13 protein-coding genes and 2 pseudogenes are annotated in these 15,793 nt (G+C 41.0%); 6 read left to right on the forward strand and 9 right to left on the reverse strand.

The features are described from left to right. Window positions 1–47: 47 nt before the first annotated feature. Window positions 48–1,340, reverse strand: a complete 1,293-nt coding sequence (locus tag HMPREF2984_RS04840; protein ID WP_049533047.1) for an adenylosuccinate synthase — start codon at window positions 1,338–1,340, stop codon at window positions 48–50. A gap of 289 nt (window positions 1,341–1,629) precedes the next feature. Here HMPREF2984_RS04840 and gshAB point away from each other — a divergent pair, with 289 nt between their 5' ends. Further along, complete coding sequence (gshAB, locus tag HMPREF2984_RS04845) at window positions 1,630–3,882, forward strand: bifunctional glutamate--cysteine ligase GshA/glutathione synthetase GshB (RefSeq protein WP_049533048.1); 2,253 nt, start codon at window positions 1,630–1,632, stop codon at window positions 3,880–3,882. 92 nt (window positions 3,883–3,974) lie between these two features. On the opposite strand, the gene HMPREF2984_RS04850 is transcribed toward gshAB, so the two are convergent. Both HMPREF2984_RS04850 and HMPREF2984_RS04855 read right to left on the reverse strand, forming a co-directional pair. Then, the gene (locus HMPREF2984_RS04850; protein ID WP_049533049.1) at window positions 3,975–4,532 is read right to left on the reverse strand and encodes a GNAT family N-acetyltransferase; all 558 of its coding nucleotides are present in this window, start codon (window positions 4,530–4,532) and stop codon (window positions 3,975–3,977) included. A gap of 122 nt (window positions 4,533–4,654) precedes the next feature. Beyond that, window positions 4,655–4,930: pseudogene (locus tag HMPREF2984_RS04855) on the reverse strand (alcohol dehydrogenase); the annotation flags it as partial. A 287-nt stretch (window positions 4,931–5,217) separates the two neighbouring features. Here HMPREF2984_RS04855 and HMPREF2984_RS04860 point away from each other — a divergent pair. From HMPREF2984_RS04860 to dusB, 4 genes are all read left to right on the forward strand, one after another. Continuing rightward, window positions 5,218–6,036 (forward strand): coiled-coil domain-containing protein, encoded by an 819-nt coding sequence (locus tag HMPREF2984_RS04860; protein ID WP_003041789.1) that lies wholly within the window; start codon window positions 5,218–5,220, stop codon window positions 6,034–6,036. Between the two features lie 17 nt (window positions 6,037–6,053). Continuing rightward, complete coding sequence (locus HMPREF2984_RS04865; RefSeq protein WP_049533051.1) at window positions 6,054–7,325, forward strand: toxic anion resistance protein; 1,272 nt, start codon at window positions 6,054–6,056, stop codon at window positions 7,323–7,325. A 220-nt stretch (window positions 7,326–7,545) separates the two neighbouring features. Then, complete coding sequence (hslO, locus tag HMPREF2984_RS04870; protein ID WP_003041832.1) at window positions 7,546–8,418, forward strand: Hsp33 family molecular chaperone HslO; 873 nt, start codon at window positions 7,546–7,548, stop codon at window positions 8,416–8,418. After that, window positions 8,405–9,376, forward strand: coding sequence for a tRNA dihydrouridine synthase DusB (dusB, locus tag HMPREF2984_RS04875; RefSeq protein WP_049533052.1), 972 nt, complete (start codon window positions 8,405–8,407; stop codon window positions 9,374–9,376). The genes hslO and dusB overlap by 14 nt, the downstream gene beginning before the upstream one ends. A 70-nt stretch (window positions 9,377–9,446) precedes the next feature. On the opposite strand, the gene HMPREF2984_RS04880 is transcribed toward dusB, so the two are convergent. From HMPREF2984_RS04880 to HMPREF2984_RS04890, 3 genes are read right to left on the reverse strand one after another with little or no spacing between them, the layout of a single operon-like run. Then, window positions 9,447–9,887, reverse strand: a complete 441-nt coding sequence (locus HMPREF2984_RS04880) for a GNAT family N-acetyltransferase (RefSeq protein WP_021002163.1) — start codon at window positions 9,885–9,887, stop codon at window positions 9,447–9,449. Window positions 9,888–9,929: 42 nt separating this feature from the next. Continuing rightward, window positions 9,930–12,359 carry an ATP-dependent Clp protease ATP-binding subunit gene (locus HMPREF2984_RS04885; protein WP_070670627.1) on the reverse strand — a complete coding sequence of 810 codons (2,430 nt, stop codon included), beginning with the start codon at window positions 12,357–12,359 and terminating at the stop codon, window positions 9,930–9,932. A gap of 3 nt (window positions 12,360–12,362) precedes the next feature. Then, window positions 12,363–12,824 (reverse strand): CtsR family transcriptional regulator, encoded by a 462-nt coding sequence (locus HMPREF2984_RS04890; RefSeq protein WP_037567136.1) that lies wholly within the window; start codon window positions 12,822–12,824, stop codon window positions 12,363–12,365. A 259-nt stretch (window positions 12,825–13,083) separates the two neighbouring features. Here HMPREF2984_RS04890 and HMPREF2984_RS04895 point away from each other — a divergent pair, with 259 nt between their 5' ends. Then, window positions 13,084–13,434 (forward strand): hypothetical protein, encoded by a 351-nt coding sequence (locus tag HMPREF2984_RS04895; RefSeq protein WP_070670629.1) that lies wholly within the window; start codon window positions 13,084–13,086, stop codon window positions 13,432–13,434. An 86-nt stretch (window positions 13,435–13,520) separates the two neighbouring features. Here HMPREF2984_RS04895 and tsf read toward each other — a convergent pair whose 3' ends face one another. The 3 genes and pseudogenes from tsf to HMPREF2984_RS09870 form a co-directional block, all read right to left on the reverse strand. Beyond that, window positions 13,521–14,564, reverse strand: coding sequence for a translation elongation factor Ts (gene tsf, locus HMPREF2984_RS04900; protein WP_070670631.1), 1,044 nt, complete (start codon window positions 14,562–14,564; stop codon window positions 13,521–13,523). An 82-nt stretch (window positions 14,565–14,646) separates the two neighbouring features. Continuing rightward, the gene (gene rpsB, locus HMPREF2984_RS04905) at window positions 14,647–15,429 is read right to left on the reverse strand and encodes a 30S ribosomal protein S2 (RefSeq protein WP_070670632.1); all 783 of its coding nucleotides are present in this window, start codon (window positions 15,427–15,429) and stop codon (window positions 14,647–14,649) included. 233 nt (window positions 15,430–15,662) lie between these two features. Beyond that, window positions 15,663–15,793 (reverse strand): annotated as a pseudogene (locus tag HMPREF2984_RS09870) (sigma-70 family RNA polymerase sigma factor); the annotation flags it as partial.

Here is a 15,793-nt window from a genome sequence, read left to right on the forward strand (position 1 = left end):
TTACGCATAAAAAGCGAGCTTGAACTCGCTTCCGACTATAATTTCTATTACAAACTTGACCAAACGCTTTCTAAAATATTAGTTTGTTCACGACCTGGTCCAACAGAGAAAGTGGAAATGCGAACACCAACAAGTTCACTCACACGGCGGACGTAGTTGCGGGCGTTTTCTGGCAACTCTTCTAAACTACGAACGCCTGTAATGTCCTCTGACCAGCCTGGTAATTCTTCATAGATTGGTTTGCAGCGTTTGAGTTGCTCTAAACTAGCTGGGTAATGGTCAATACGTTCACCGTCTAGGTCGTAAGCTACACAGATTTTAACTATATCCAGTCCCGTCAAAACGTCAATTGAATTGAGAGAAAGGTTGGTAATCCCAGACACACGGCGACTGTGACGCATAACAACCGAATCAAACCAACCAACACGACGAGGACGCCCTGTGGTCGTTCCATATTCATGTCCGACTTCACGAATGCGGTTGCCTACTTCATCAAACAGTTCTGTAGGAAATGGTCCGTCACCAACACGACTGGTATAGGCTTTGCAAACCCCAACAACCTTGTCAATTTTGCTTGGACCCACACCGGAACCAATCGTCACACCACCTGCAACAGGATTGGAAGAGGTAACAAATGGATAAGTGCCCTGGTCAATATCTAGCATCACTCCCTGCGCTCCTTCAAAAAGGACACGTTTACCTTGATCAAGAGCGTCGTTCAAGATAACCGACGTATCTGTCACGTATTGTTTAATCTGTTGACCATAAGCGTAGTATTCTTCAAAAATATCGTCAAATTGGATAGCTGTGCTGTCGTAGAGTTTTTCAAAGAGACGATTTTTTTCAGCTAAGTTGCGCTCCAAACGTTCTCTGAAAATATCTTTATCCAACAAATCCGCAATGCGGATTCCCACGCGAGCTGCTTTGTCCATATAAGCTGGACCAATCCCCTTGATAGTCGTTCCGATTTTGTGATCGCCTTTAGCTTCTTCTTGCAGACGGTCCAACTCGATATGATAAGGAAGAATCACATGTGCACGATCTGAAATGCGCAGATTATCTGTTGTGACACCCTCCTCGTGCAAATAAGCCAATTCCTTTACAAGAGACTTGGGATTGACTACCATTCCGTTTCCGATAACAGAGATTTTCTCTGGGAAGAAAATACCGGATGGAATCAAGTGCAATTTATACTTTTTACCGTCAATTACAATGGTGTGACCGGCATTGTCTCCGCCTTGATAACGGGCAATCACTTCGGCATTAGCTGAAAGGAAATCTGTAATCTTTCCTTTTCCTTCATCTCCCCACTGGGTTCCTACAACTACAACTGATGTCATAATCTTGTCTGAGCTAAGCGCTCATCCTTTCTTGTCTACATGGCAGGAGTTTCACCTGCAATTATGTCTTACACTCTATTATAAGAAAAATTCCTTCTTTTTTCAAGATAAGACTATCGCAGTTGTTTGCAAATGACGAAGTTTGAGACCCCCTCTTTTGGAAAATTCTTATCCTATCTAAAATAGAATCGTTTTCTTTTAAAAAAGGTTCGGAAAACGTAGTAGAAACTTGTTTTCTGAGCATTTTTATAATAGACTAAAAGTATTAGAAAACAAACAGGTATTTCCCATGAACATCAATCACTTATTCGAAAAATTAGCAGCAGATGCACCTATTTTACAAGCTACTTTCGGGTTGGAAAGGGAGGGCTTGCGCGTCAATCAAAACGGGAAATTAGCACAAACTTCTCATCCAAAAGCATTTGGCAGTCGCAATTTTCATCCAACGATTCAGACAGATTTTAGCGAGCAGCAGTTAGAACTCATCACTCCAATTGCTCCTTCTACAAAAGAAGCAAGGCGTTTTCTTGCTGCAATTACTGATGTGGCTGGACGAACCATTCCTAAAAACGAAGTGATTTGGCCACTCTCTATGCCCCCAAAATTATCGCCAGCAGAAATTCAAATCGCTCATTTAGAAAATGACTTTGAACGGCATTATCGAGAAAGTTTAGCAAAAAAATATGGAAAAACGCTACAAGCTATCTCAGGCATTCACTACAACATGGAATTAGGACCAGACTTGATTCAAGCCCTTTTCAAGGTCAGTGATTACCAAAATAGTCGGCTTTTTAAAAATGACCTCTATCTCAAATTGGCTCGAAACTTTTTACGTTTTCGCTGGTTTCTGACTTATTTATACGGAGCAGCACCAATTGCTGAAGAAGGGTTTTTGACGAGAAAGATTTCTCAGCCTGTACGCTCTATCCGCAACAGTGATTTGGGATATGTAAACGATAAAAAGATTCACATTTCCTATGCTTCACTAGAGTCTTATGTAAGCGATATAGAGAAATACGTAGCACAAGGCGATTTAATTGCCGAGAAAGAATGCTACATGCCTGTTCGTTTCCGTGGGCAAAAAGAAAATCGACTTTACTTAGAAAAAGGAATCACCTATTTAGAATTCCGCTGCTTTGACCTCAATCCTTTTGAGGTGCTGGGAATCAGCCAAGAAACTATGGACACGGTTCATCTCTTTTTGCTTGCCTTGCTCTGGCTAGATGATATAGCAGACCCTGATGAAATCCTAGAGCAAGCTCATGATCTAAATGAAAAAATCGCTCTTAGCCACCCTCTGACTCCTTTGCCTGTTGAAGCTGATAGTAATCTGCTCCTTAGAGCCATGCAAGCTGTCATCCACCAGTTCGGATTAAGCTCCTATTATCAAGACCTGCTTCATCATGTGAAAGATGCAGTTGCTAATCCCAGTCTGACCCTTTCTGCCCAGCTCTTGCCTGATATTTATAACCAATCCTTAGAAGCCTTTGGTTTGGAAAAAGCTAAAGAATATCACCACTACGCCTGGACTGCTCCATACGCTCTGAAAGGCTACGAGGAAATGGAGCTCTCTACCCAGATGCTGCTCTTTGATGCGATTCAAAAAGGGTTGCAGGTCGAAATATTGGACGAAAGTGACCAGTTTTTAAAACTTCAACATAAAGATCACATCGAGTATGTCAAAAATGGCAATATGACCTCAAAGGACAACTATATCGTGCCTCTTGCGATGGCAAATAAGACGGTGACTAAGAAAATTTTATCTGCTGCTGGTTTTCTCGTTCCTGCTGGAGCTGAATTCTCCACTCTGGAAGAAGGGCTAGCTTACTATCCCCTTATCAAAAATATGCCGATTGTTGTCAAACCCAAATCCACCAACTTCGGGTTAGGAATTTCTATTTTTCAAGCACCTGCCAATCGAGACAGTTACCAAAAAGCATTGGAAATTGCCTTTTCAGAGGACAGCTCTGTCCTTGTCGAAGAATTTATCGCAGGAACCGAGTACCGTTTCTTTGTCCTAGACGGCAAATGTGAGGCGGTGCTTCTGCGCTTAGCAGCCAATGTTGTAGGAGACGGTCGGCACACCATTCGAGAACTGGTAGCTTTTAAAAATACCAATCCCCTACGAGGGCGCGACCATCGCTCTCCACTGGAAATGATTGAGCTTGGTGAGATTGAGCTACTCATGCTAGCCCAGCAAGGTTATAAAGCAGATGATGTCCTACCGCAAGGGGTTCAAGTCTTTCTCCGTCGCAATTCTAATATTTCTACTGGTGGAGACTCAGTAGATGTGACTGAAACCATGCACACCTCCTATAAGGAACTAGCAGCAGAAATGGCAGCTGCTATGGGAGCTTGGGTCTGTGGCGTGGATTTAATTATCCCGAATAGCACACTTCCAGCCAGCAAAAACAATTCTAACTGTACCTGCATTGAGCTCAATTTCAATCCTTCTATGTATATGCACACTTATTGTGCAGAAGGTCCCGGTCAAAGCATTACACCTAAAATATTGGCTAAACTTTTCCCAGAAATCCATTAAACACTAGATACACTGTAAAACGAGCCGAAAACAACAGCTCGTTTTTTAGGTAGATCAACGAAAAATAGAAATATTCGATAGTGATTCTTAGTTTATTCCCAGTCCCTGCCATGTCCATGCTTGATTTCAAATTCAAAATAACCATCTTCTTGAATCTTTTTGAAAATGTCCCGATAGGCTTTTTCATCAAAAAACGGTCCTTTATAAAGAATTTCAAAACTTAAACCGTCGTATTCTAAGTAGGCGTGCGAAGAGCGAAAACCATTTCTCTTGTAGAAATCCATTCGAGCTTTTCGTTGTTCTAGATTATCACAAGGCTCATCCAGCCGTTCTACTTCTAAAACCATGGTTCTTTGATAAAAATCCACCAACTTATCAATAATCTTCCCGCCATAACCATGACTACGCAAATGAGGCATAATCGCAAAAAAACTGATATAAAAGGCTCTTTCATTGTAAACTGAAAAGGCAAAACCGACAAATTCATTGCCATCATAAAAGGCAAAAAAATGAGAATATTCCCCATCTCCATAGCGTAGCAACTCGGATAGCGGTGTACGCTCTTCCTCAGGAAAAGCTTCCGTGTTGAGTCGTTCCACTTTTTCTAAATCTGGAAATTCAGCTGTAACAATCTGACTAGTTAAAGACATGATTTTCTCCCCTTTTAACTGCTTTTCTTTTATTTTATCAAAAATGAAGGTATTTGAGAACTATTGGACTAACATTCACAACCATAAAAGAGGTCGGATTCTACCAACCTCTTTCGGAATTCTTAATTCATCACAATCATCGCTTTAATTGTTTTTCTGTCAGCCATATCTTTGTACGCTTGGTCAATGTTTTCCAATTTGTAAGATTGAGTGAAAACTTTACCAGGATTGATTTGACCGTCTAGAACTGCTTTTAGCAAGATTTCTTTGTCATAAGTTGTACAAGAAGCTGGTCCACCAGCCATTGCCAAGTTGACCATCCAGTAGTCACCGATATTGATGTCTCCTGTATGTGGCACACCGACGCGTCCGACAACAGCACCGGGACGCGCAACCTCTCTCACCTCCATTTTTCCTGGTTCTACAAAAACTGCTGCTTTCATTTTATTGCTCCTTTCTCTATTAAAAAGATGATGTTCCACATTCATCAAAAAGGTAAAATATTTACACTTTTATTATATACCTTGGAGTTCACTCTAAGTCAAGAAATTTTTGAAAAATCTGATCATTCCATGATTATTTTCAGCCAAACTTTTTATTAAAAATATCGTTCAGTTCCGTCTTTGATGCTTTTTTATGCTAAAATAGACTTAGAAATTTCAGAAGAAACAGGATTAGATAATTTATGTCCAGAAGAGATTATAGAAATGTACGTTCTAGAAGATGGATTGGTATATTGCTTATTTTTATCGCAGTTGGTATTATTATGCAGTACCTCATCCCGATCCTCTTTGCTGTCGGTGTAAGCTACGGAATTTACTACTATGCAACCCATCAGCCGAAAAAAATCACAGGACCTAGCGCCAGTCAACAAATTGAAGATTTGAAAGAGGAAATCGGTGCCGCAGATAGTCGAATCAAACAATTAGATGCTTATCTAGAAGAAAAGGCTTATGAAAAATACCAACAGTTGGCTGAACAGCTCTTGCCTCAATTAAGCTATATTCAAGGACGGGCTGATACTTTGAAAAAACATATCTCACCTGAGATTTACCAGCGGATTCAACGGAAAGTGCAAGACGTAACAGCAGACATTCATGCTCAACTTTACAATCTCCGCACGCAAAATGCTGAGAGTACAAAGTCAATCCTTGAAGAATTAGTACCAGAATTGCTCGAAACCATTCACAATATCCAAACCGACCATGAAGCTATTCTCAAGAAAATTTCTCAATCAGAAAGCAACAACAAGGAAGAATTAACCGCTATTCATCAATCTCAAATGGAGCATTATGAGGATATTTTGGAAGGCTACCTAAAAATCAAGGCTTCCCCGAAAGATTTTTACAATGCCGAAGAACGACTGTCCAGCGCCAAAGCGGCTATTGAGCAGTTTGATTTAGACTTGGACGAAACACTCCGTCAGCTCAACGAAGCTGATCTACGAGATTTTGACATCAGCTTGCGGATTTTAACTAAAAAAGAAACGAACACAGAACTATAACATCAAAAGGAGACCTTATGAGCCAAGAATTTAACTTCGACATTGACAAAATCGCTAACAATGCCATTACGAAAACGGATAAAACCACCGAGATTATTGAATCAACCAAAACTCAAGCAAATGGGCAGTTAACTTTTTTGGAGAAATTAACTCCTGAACAACAAAATGCTATCATGGCAAAAGCCCCACAGTTGGTAGATAACTTTATTTCTGACCAGAATGCTCTTTTAGATTTTGGACAAGCCGCGGTCGAAGATGTTAATAACACTGTCAACCGTATTTTAGCCGAGCAAAAGAAACTTCAAATCCCACAAGTCGATGAATTGCTAAAAAATACTAATAAAGAGTTAAATGGTTTTGTTGCTAAGTACAAGGATGCTCAAATTGCAGAACTAGATAAAAAGCCAAATTTCTTAGAAAAACTCTTTAAACAAAGCAAGAATACCTTGCAAGAGTTCTATTTTGATTCACAAAATATCGAGCAAAAAATGGACGGAATGGCTGCTACTGTCGTCAAGCAAGAAGATGTACTCGCACGCAATATCGTTTCTGCTGAGATGTTGATTGAAGACAATACCAAATCCATTGAAAATCTAGTCGGTGTCATTTCCTTTATTGAAGCCAGTCAAAGAGAAGCCAGTGCGCGTGCCTTGACTCTTCAAAATGAAGTGGCACAATTAGATACCGCCACTCTAGATTACCAAACCAAATCACAAGAATTGGCCCGCTTGACTGAAGTTGTCAATACATTGGAACAGCAGCACACAGAATACATCAGCCGTCTGTATGTTGCTTGGGCCACTACCCCGCAAATGCGTAATCTCGTGAAGGTGTCTTCTGATATGCGCCAAAAACTCGGCATGCTCCGTCGCAATACCATTCCGACCATGAAGCTCTCTATTGCTCAACTAGGTATTTTGCAACAATCAATGAAATCTGGTCAGGTAGCGGACGCCATTTCTAATGCCAACAATGCAGCGCTTCAAATGCTGGCTGAAACCAGCAAAGAAGTCATTCCACAAATGGAGAGAATCTCGCAAAATCCAACAATTGCTGTCGAATCTGTTACTAAGTTGGCTGAAAGCTTAGTCGCTCAAAACCAAGGTATTATCGAAGCCATTGACAAAGGACGGGAGAAACGCGCTCTCCTTGAAGCGACTGTTATCCAATCCGCTGAAACCATTAACGACTCTGTTAAACTACGCGACCACAAGATTATCCAGGCTCTGCTAGATCAGGGAAAAGAAACTCAAAAAGAAGTGGATGAACGAACTACAAACGAAAACTAATGGACTGGAACAAGAATTTAGGACAAAAATTTCCTAAATTCTTACAATATACTATTTTTTCACCGAAACGAAATAGGTGCTTGGTGGTTGTTATTCCTTGCTATGCAAAGAATGACAACAGCCTCGTCAACTATGCGGGGTGGGACAACAAAATCAATTTCTTACGAAATACCGATTTTTGTCCCGCTCCCTTTTCTTTTTTTATGTTACAATAAAGGGTATGGACAAGATTATTAAAACTATTTCAAAAAACGGTGCTTTCCGGGCTTATGTACTGGACAGTACTGAAACCGTTCGGACAGCTCAAGAAAAGCATCATACTCAGGCCAGCTCAACTGTAGCACTAGGCCGTACGCTCATTGCCAGTCAAATCCTTGTCGCAAATGAAAAAGGAGATACAAAAATCACCGTCAAAGTGCTAGGGACAAGCTCTATCGGTGCTATTATTACCGTCGCAGATACAAAAGGTACGGTCAAAGGCTATGTGCAAAATCCCGGCGTAGACATTAAAAAAACCGCGACTGGCGAAGTGCTGGTCGGACCATTTGTTGGAAACGGCGAGTTCCTCGTCATTACAGACTATGGAACTGGAAATCCTTATCATTCTATGACACCACTTGTATCCGGTGAGATTGGCGAAGATTTGGCATTCTATCTAACAGAAAGCCAGCAAACTCCGTCAGCTGTCGGGTTAAATGTTCTACTAGATGCCAATGACAAGGTCAAGGTTGCTGGTGGTTTCCTCTTGCAAGTCCTTCCAGGTGCCAAAGAAGAAGAAATCGCCCGCTTTGAAAAACGAATCCAAGAAATGCCTGCTATTTCAACACTTTTGGAATCCGAAGACCATATTGAAGCCCTGCTTTCAGCTATCTACGGCAACGAACCTTACAAACGATTGTCAGAAGAAGAAGTTCGCTTCCAATGCGATTGCAGCAAAGAGCGCTTCCTAAATGCTCTCTCAAGCCTACCTAAGTCAGACCTTGAAGAAATGCGAGACGAAGACCACGGAGCTGAAATCACTTGCCAATTCTGCCAAAGCACGTATCATTTTGACGAGAAAGACTTGGAGGAACTCATTCGTGACAAATCTTAATACCCCTTTTCTGATTGGCGATGTAAAAATTCCCAATCGAACAGTTCTCGCTCCTATGGCAGGCGTCACCAATTCAGCTTTTCGGACGATTGCAAAAGAGCTGGGTGCAGGTCTTGTCGTCATGGAAATGGTCTCAGACAAGGGCATTCAGTACAACAACGAAAAGACACTTCACATGCTGCATATTGATGAAGGAGAACATCCCGTTTCCATTCAGTTGTTTGGCAGTGACGAAGATAGTTTGGCGCGCGCAGCCGAATTTATCCAAGAAAATACCCAAACAGATATTGTGGACATCAATATGGGCTGTCCCGTCAATAAAATTGTTAAAAACGAAGCTGGGGCAAAATGGCTCAAAGATCCAGAAAAAATCTATTCTATTATCAATAAAGTTCGTTCTGTTCTAGATATTCCGTTAACCGTGAAAATGCGTACTGGTTGGGCAGATGCCTCACTAGCTGTGGAAAATGCTCTTGCAGCTGAAGCTGCTGGTGCGGCAGCGCTGGCTATGCATGGACGTACACGCGAGCAGATGTATACTGGTCACGCTGATCTTGAAACCCTCCACAATGTTGCGCAAGCCTTAACCAAGATTCCTTTTATTGCCAATGGCGATATTCGTACTGTCCAAGATGCTCAACAGCGTATAGAAGAAGTCGGTGCTGACGCAGTCATGATTGGACGCGCTGCCATGGGCAATCCTTACCTCTTTCATCAAATCAATCACTATTTTGAAACGGGAGAAATCTTGCCCGACCTCAGCTTTGAGGATAAAATGCACATTGCTTACGATCATTTGAAGCGCTTGATTGACCTTAAAGGAGAGCATATCGCCATTAGAGAATTTCGTGGCTTAGCACCTCATTACCTCCGCGGAACAGCTGGTGCTGCCAAACTCCGCAGCGCTATTTCCCAAGCCAACAGTCTTGCAGAAATTGAAGAATTACTACAAGTTTAAACATTAAAAAAACACCAATCATCTGGGAAATTATTCCTAAATGGTTGATGTTTTTTATTAGTCATTTCTACTAGGTATCCAGCCGAACCATTTCAGTCCTTGCTTGATTGCGGTAAATGAGATCTTCTCGAACAGAGAATCCTAATTTCTCCCAAAACTTGTTTCCTTCTGCATTCCTTTTAAAGACAACCAAGGCAACCTTATGAATTTTCAAATCATCTAGGACGGTTAAAACCGTTTCAACCAGCTGTCTTGCAATCCCTCTCCTGCGATAGTTCGGATGAACAGCTGTATGGTAGATATAGGCTCTTCGTCCGTCCGAACCAACTAAAATCGCTCCGATAATCGTTTGATTTTCTACTGCCACCAGACAAGTTTGAGGATTTCTCTGCAAAAACCGAGCAATTCCCTCTTTTGAATCATCTAAATCATTCAATCCCATGCCTGCACATGATAACCACAATTGATAAACCTGATCATAATCCGTTTCTGCCATTTCACGAATGTTCATCTTTTAAGTCCTTATCTATCCCTGAACGTTTCAAGGAAAAACTCATAGCACTTCAAACTCCAGCTGTCCAGCTTTGACACCGACTTTCAAACTTTGTCCCATCTGTAACTCACCAGCTAAAAGTAATTCGGATAAATGATCTTCTACCTGAGTTTGTAGAGTTCTGCGCAGTGGACGAGCTCCCATTTCAGGGTCATAACCCTCTTGAGCCAGAAGTTTCAAAGCACTCGGCTGGAATTTGAGTTTAATTCCTTTTTCAGCGAGACTGACAATGAGTGGTTTCACCATGATTTTTACCACTTCTTGCATGTCTTCGCTAGTCAAACTGTGAAAAACAACCTTTTCATCAATTCGGTTAATAAATTCTGGACGATAACTTTTCTTAAGCTCTTCCATCATCCGTTTTTCCATGCTTTCATGATCAAAGTGAACATCACGTGCTCCAAAACCAACCGTCTTGTCGTCCCGCAAACTTGTCGCACCAAGATTGCTGGTCATAATGATAATGGTATTGGAAAAATCCACCTTACGCCCCTTGCTGTCTGTCAGCACCCCGTCATCTAAGACTTGGAGAAGCACATTGAAAATATCAGGATGTGCTTTTTCTACCTCATCAAAGAGGAGTACAGAGTACGGACGATTGCGAACTTTTTCAGTTAATTCGCCCCCTTCTTCATAACCAACATAACCTGGAGGCGCTCCATTGAGGCGACTGGCAGCAAATTTTTCCATGTATTCACTCATATCAAAACGAATCAGTGCTGTTTCGTCATCAAAGAGAACTTCTGCCAAAGCCTTAGCTAGCTCAGTTTTTCCGACCCCGGTTGGCCCTAAGAACATAAAGGAGCCAATTGGACGCTTGCTAGTGCGGATACCGGATTGATTGCGCCGAATCGCTCGACTAATAGCAGAAATTGCTTCATTTTGCCCAATGACCCGCTTGTGCAGTTCCTTTTCTAAATTGAGGTATTTCTTCGCATCTGTTTGCGTCAACTTTTGCACAGGAATTCCCGATAAACCGCTGAGTGTTGCCAAAATATCCTCATCTTTAACCTTTAGTTTGTAGACAATTGGCTGACTTTCTTTCTCCAACAAAGTGCCAACCTTTTTCCAATCGCCTGCCATTAAAGCCTCGTCTGCTGCACTCAATTCTGTTTTTACATGATTTTGCGGACCTTTATTTTGTACCGTTGCGGCAGCTTCATCTAGCAAATCGATCGCCGAGTCAGGTAGATGTTTATTTGTTAGATAACGATGAGCATACTTAACAGCTGTCTCAATCGCTGAATCTGTAATCACCACTTTGTGGTGTTCTTCATAACTTTTCTTGAGCCCCTGTAAAATCGCAATACTATCGGCTACCGTCGGCTCTTCAATAGTAATTTTGGCAAATCGCCGTGAAAGAGCTGCGTCCTTTTCAATATATTTCTGGTACTCTTCTTGTGTTGTTGCGCCGACCATTCTGAGCGTCCCTCTAGCCAAAGCTGGCTTGAGAATGTTCGCTGCATCTAATGTCGAGTCAATCCCGCTACCCGACCCCATAATAGTATGAAGCTCATCAATGAAAAGAATGACATGTCCATCTGCTTCAATATCATTGATAATATTGTTCATCCGTTCCTCAAAATCACCACGAAAACGAGTTCCAGCCACCACATTCATTAAATCTAGCTCTAAAACTCTCATCTTTGCAAGCTCATTTGGAACTTGACCAGCTGCCACACGTTGCGCCAAACCAAGGGCTAATGCTGTCTTCCCAACTCCTGCATCTCCTACCAACACTGGATTATTTTTCGTCTTGCGACTTAAAATCTGAAGCATGCGAGAAATCTCTTTATCCCGCCCAATGACCGGTTCTAAAAGACCCGTATGAGCCATTTCGGTTAAATCACGAGTATAATCTTCTAGTCCGCCACTGGTTGCAGGAGGCATTCCCATCATATTAGCCATCGTTTGTCTTGTTGCTGCAGCATTTTTATTTAGGTGACGAATCGCCTTTAAATCCTCTTTATTCCAGCTTGCCTTATGCTCTAAGTTTTTCCGAAGATCGGTCATGCGCAAAACGCCTTCTTTATCCTCATAGCTAAAGCCTGTAAATTCAAGGAGACGTGCCGCCAAACTTCCTCTGTCAAACAGCATAGCTAACAACACATGCTCTGTCCCAAGATTCTTAGCATGCACAGCCTCCGCAATTCGCTCAGCTGTCAAAAACAACACTTTCATACGATGAGAAAATGGCCAAATGGTAAAGCTTCCCTCTTGTTGATAAATCTTTCCTGTGATATGAAAGGCTGCTTTCTCAAAATCATCAATTTCAAGCGGATAATCATTTAAAACAGAACCCGCAACACTATAAGGATTGTTCGCCATGGCAATCAACAAATGCCAAGACTCCAAATAATCTGTTTCAAAATGGCTTGCTAGCAGCTGCGCCGACTCAATACTTTCTGTCAAAGCTTTTGAATATTTCATATATTAGTTTTTCCCTTTTCTATCAACTTGTTGTAAAATCTTCTTTAACATTCGCGCACGAATTCGTGCAGCATCTGTTCCCAATACTCTATCAGTTGCCGTCGCTAAAAGAAGGTTACCTTCTCTTTCCGTCATGATTTTTTCATCAAATAGTAGCTGAATAATATCTGTAAAAACCTGCTGACTGATCTGTTCACCAACTCTATGCAGCAAATCACAAAGCAGCTCATGATGATTAGAGAATTCAATCCGACCAATCCGAATGTAGCCGCCTCCACCACGCTTGCTTTCAACAACATAGCCACGACTTTCCGTAAAACGTGTCTTGATGACATAATTTATCTGACTCGGAACAACCTGAAAAACATCCGCAATTTCACTGCGCTTCAACTCTGCAATCCCAGCTTGAGCTAAAATTGCTTTGATATATTCCTCAATACTGTCTGACGTATTCTTATGGCTCATGACAACCCTTTCTTCCAGTTCTTTCTTTTGCTCCATAAATGAGCAACTGACATTGACTATCTTTGACTAATATTATACCGAAAATCTCTTATTTTTGAAAGAAAAAGACCCAAATGAAAAACTGAAAAGTCTGATTATTCAATCAAGTGAAAAAGCTTATAGAATAGGAATAATTCGAGTGTAAACGCTTGCCTTATAATTTTAAAGCGTTATAATATAGATGAAAATTTGACGATAATAATAAAAGGAGGCCAAATGAATGAAAATGGATTGGTTCAAATATACACGTCATGCACTGGTTTGGTTGGTTTCAACTTTATTCTTTTTTACAGTTATTTCTGCTGATTATGTGGATGTCCAAGTCGTCCCGTTAGTCATCTGCTTATTTGCTCCATTTTTATTTGAACCGTCTTCAATAAACCCTAGAACAAAATGGACAATTGATTTAGTCATCATTGCTGTAAGTGTCTGTGCTATTCTCTTTACACAAACATACCGAATCGCTTTTACCTATTCCGAAATTACCTATCTACTAATTTCTTTAATCGTTTTAATATTTGTAAACTCTGTGATTTCTCACAAGGGATTCACGAAAAAAATTGTAAAATAAAAGCAGACACTACTAGAAAAGGCTAGAGAGTTATATCAGCTCTCTAACCTTTTTATTTATGATTTAAACGCTAGCTATTGATTGCCTTAGTTTTGACCAAGAGCAGCAGCCATCGTAGCAGCTACTTCTGATTCAAAATCGTTGGCAGCTTTTTCAATACCGTCACCCACTTCAAAACGAGTAAAGCTTGCAATTGTCACACCTTGGCTTTCAAGAAATGCTTCAACAGTCTTGCTGTCGTCCATGATGTAAACTTGCGCAAGCAATGTGTATGCTTGGTCAACTTTTGTATTGTCTAACATAAAGCGATCCATTTTACCAGGAATAATTTTGTCCCAGATTTTTTCTGGCTTGCCTTCAGTCGCAAGACCAGCTTTGATGTCTTCTTCAGCTTGTGCAATCACTTCATCCGTCAATTGAAGTTTAGAACCAAATTTATAGTGTGGAAGCGCTGGTTTACCAACCATTGCACGACTTTCGTTGTCTTGATCAATTTTGTGGTTCATTTGAGCCAATTCATCATGGATAAATTCTTCGCTCAATTCTTTGTATGACAGAACAGAAGGCTTCATAGCTGCAACATGCATTGCCACGTGTTTTGCAAGATCCTCGTCACTACCTGAAATAACAGTGATTACTCCGATACGTCCGCCATTGTGTTGGTAAGCACCAAATACTTGATCATCTGCTTTTTCAACAACTGCAAAACGACGGAATGAGATTTTTTCTCCGATGGTAGCAGTTGCACTAACATAAGCAGCTTCAAGCGTTTCTCCTGAAGACATTGTCAAAGCAAGAGCTTCTTCGTTGTTAGCTGGTTTGCCTTCTGCGATAACTTTAGCTGTTTCGTTTACCAATTCAACGAATTGAGCATTTTTGGCTACAAAGTCTGTTTCTGAGTTCACTTCAACGATAGCAGCAACATTGCCGTTTACATAGACACCCGTCAATCCTTCAGCAGCAACACGGTCTGCTTTTTTAGCAGCTTTTGCCATACCTTTTTCACGAAGCAATTCAATTGCTTTTTCGATATCGCCATCTACTTCTACAAGTGCTTTTTTAGCGTCCATGACACCAGCACCAGATTTTTCGCGCAATTCCTTTACAAGCTTAGCTGTAATTTCTGCCATTTTGATCCTCCAATTAAGATATTACGATTTTATTTAATAAAAAGGGGAGGGCTAGGCCCCGCCCCATAGGTTCGTTACTTGATTATTCGTTTGAGCCTTCGACAACTTCAACGATTTCTTCGATAGAATCTACTTGTGAATCAGCTGCAGCTAATTCTGCTTCTACTGATTCAACGTTGTCTTCTCCTTGACGGCCTTCGATAATCGCATCAGCCATTTTCGCAGTGATTAACTTAACAGCACGAATAGCATCATCGTTAGCTGGGATAATCACATCAATGTCATCTGGATCTGTATTTGTATCCACCATCGCTACAACTGGAATACCTAATTTCTTAGCTTCTTTAACAGCAATTTGTTCTTTATGTGGATCCACAACATACATCACATCTGGAATACGTGGCATTTCTTCGATACCACCCAAGAATTTTTCAAGACGAGCGCGTTGTTTGTTAAGAAGAGCGACTTCTTTTTTAGGAAGAACATCAAAAATTCCGTCTTCTTCCATACGTTTGATTTCTTTCAAACGAGCAACACGTTTTTGAATCGTTTCCCAGTTTGTAAGTGTTCCACCCAACCAACGGTGGTTGATGTAGTATTGACCAGCACGTTCTGCTTCTTCTTTTACAGCATCAGCAGCTTGTTTTTTCGTACCAACAAACAAGATAACTGCATCGTTAGCAGCCGCATCACGCATAAAGTCGTATGCTTGATCTGCAAATTTTACAGTTTGTTGCAAGTCAATAACGTGGATACCGTTACGTTCTGTGAAAATATACTTCGCCATCTTAGGGTTCCAGCGACGAGTTTGGTGACCAAAGTGTACGCCAGCCTCAAGAAGTTGTTTCATTGAAATTACTGCCATGAGTAATGTCTCCTTTTTTGTTTTTTTCCTCTCCCAGATTTCAACTCGCAAAACCACCCGTAGGCAACGGCTTCACAATTCATCTGAAATGAGTATTTGCCGATTACACGACATTTATTATCATATCAAAATTTCTTCCATTTTACAAGAGGGTTTCTGCTTTTTCATGCCAAATGCACGAAGAAAATCATTCGAAATTTATAACCTTTTAAAAGGGAAAGTCCTGACTTATCTTAATCACTATAATCTTTTAAGTAGGCTCTTAATTCTCGAATCATGGCTTGGCGGCCTTTGAACCGTTCGTCGGCTAGTAAGCGCTCGTACTGCTCCTGTTTCTCTGGGCTCAGTTGAGCTTGATAGCTCT

This window comes from Streptococcus sp. HMSC066E07 (assembly GCF_001814695.1).
In the GTDB taxonomy this organism is placed as follows: domain Bacteria; phylum Bacillota; class Bacilli; order Lactobacillales; family Streptococcaceae; genus Streptococcus; species Streptococcus hominis.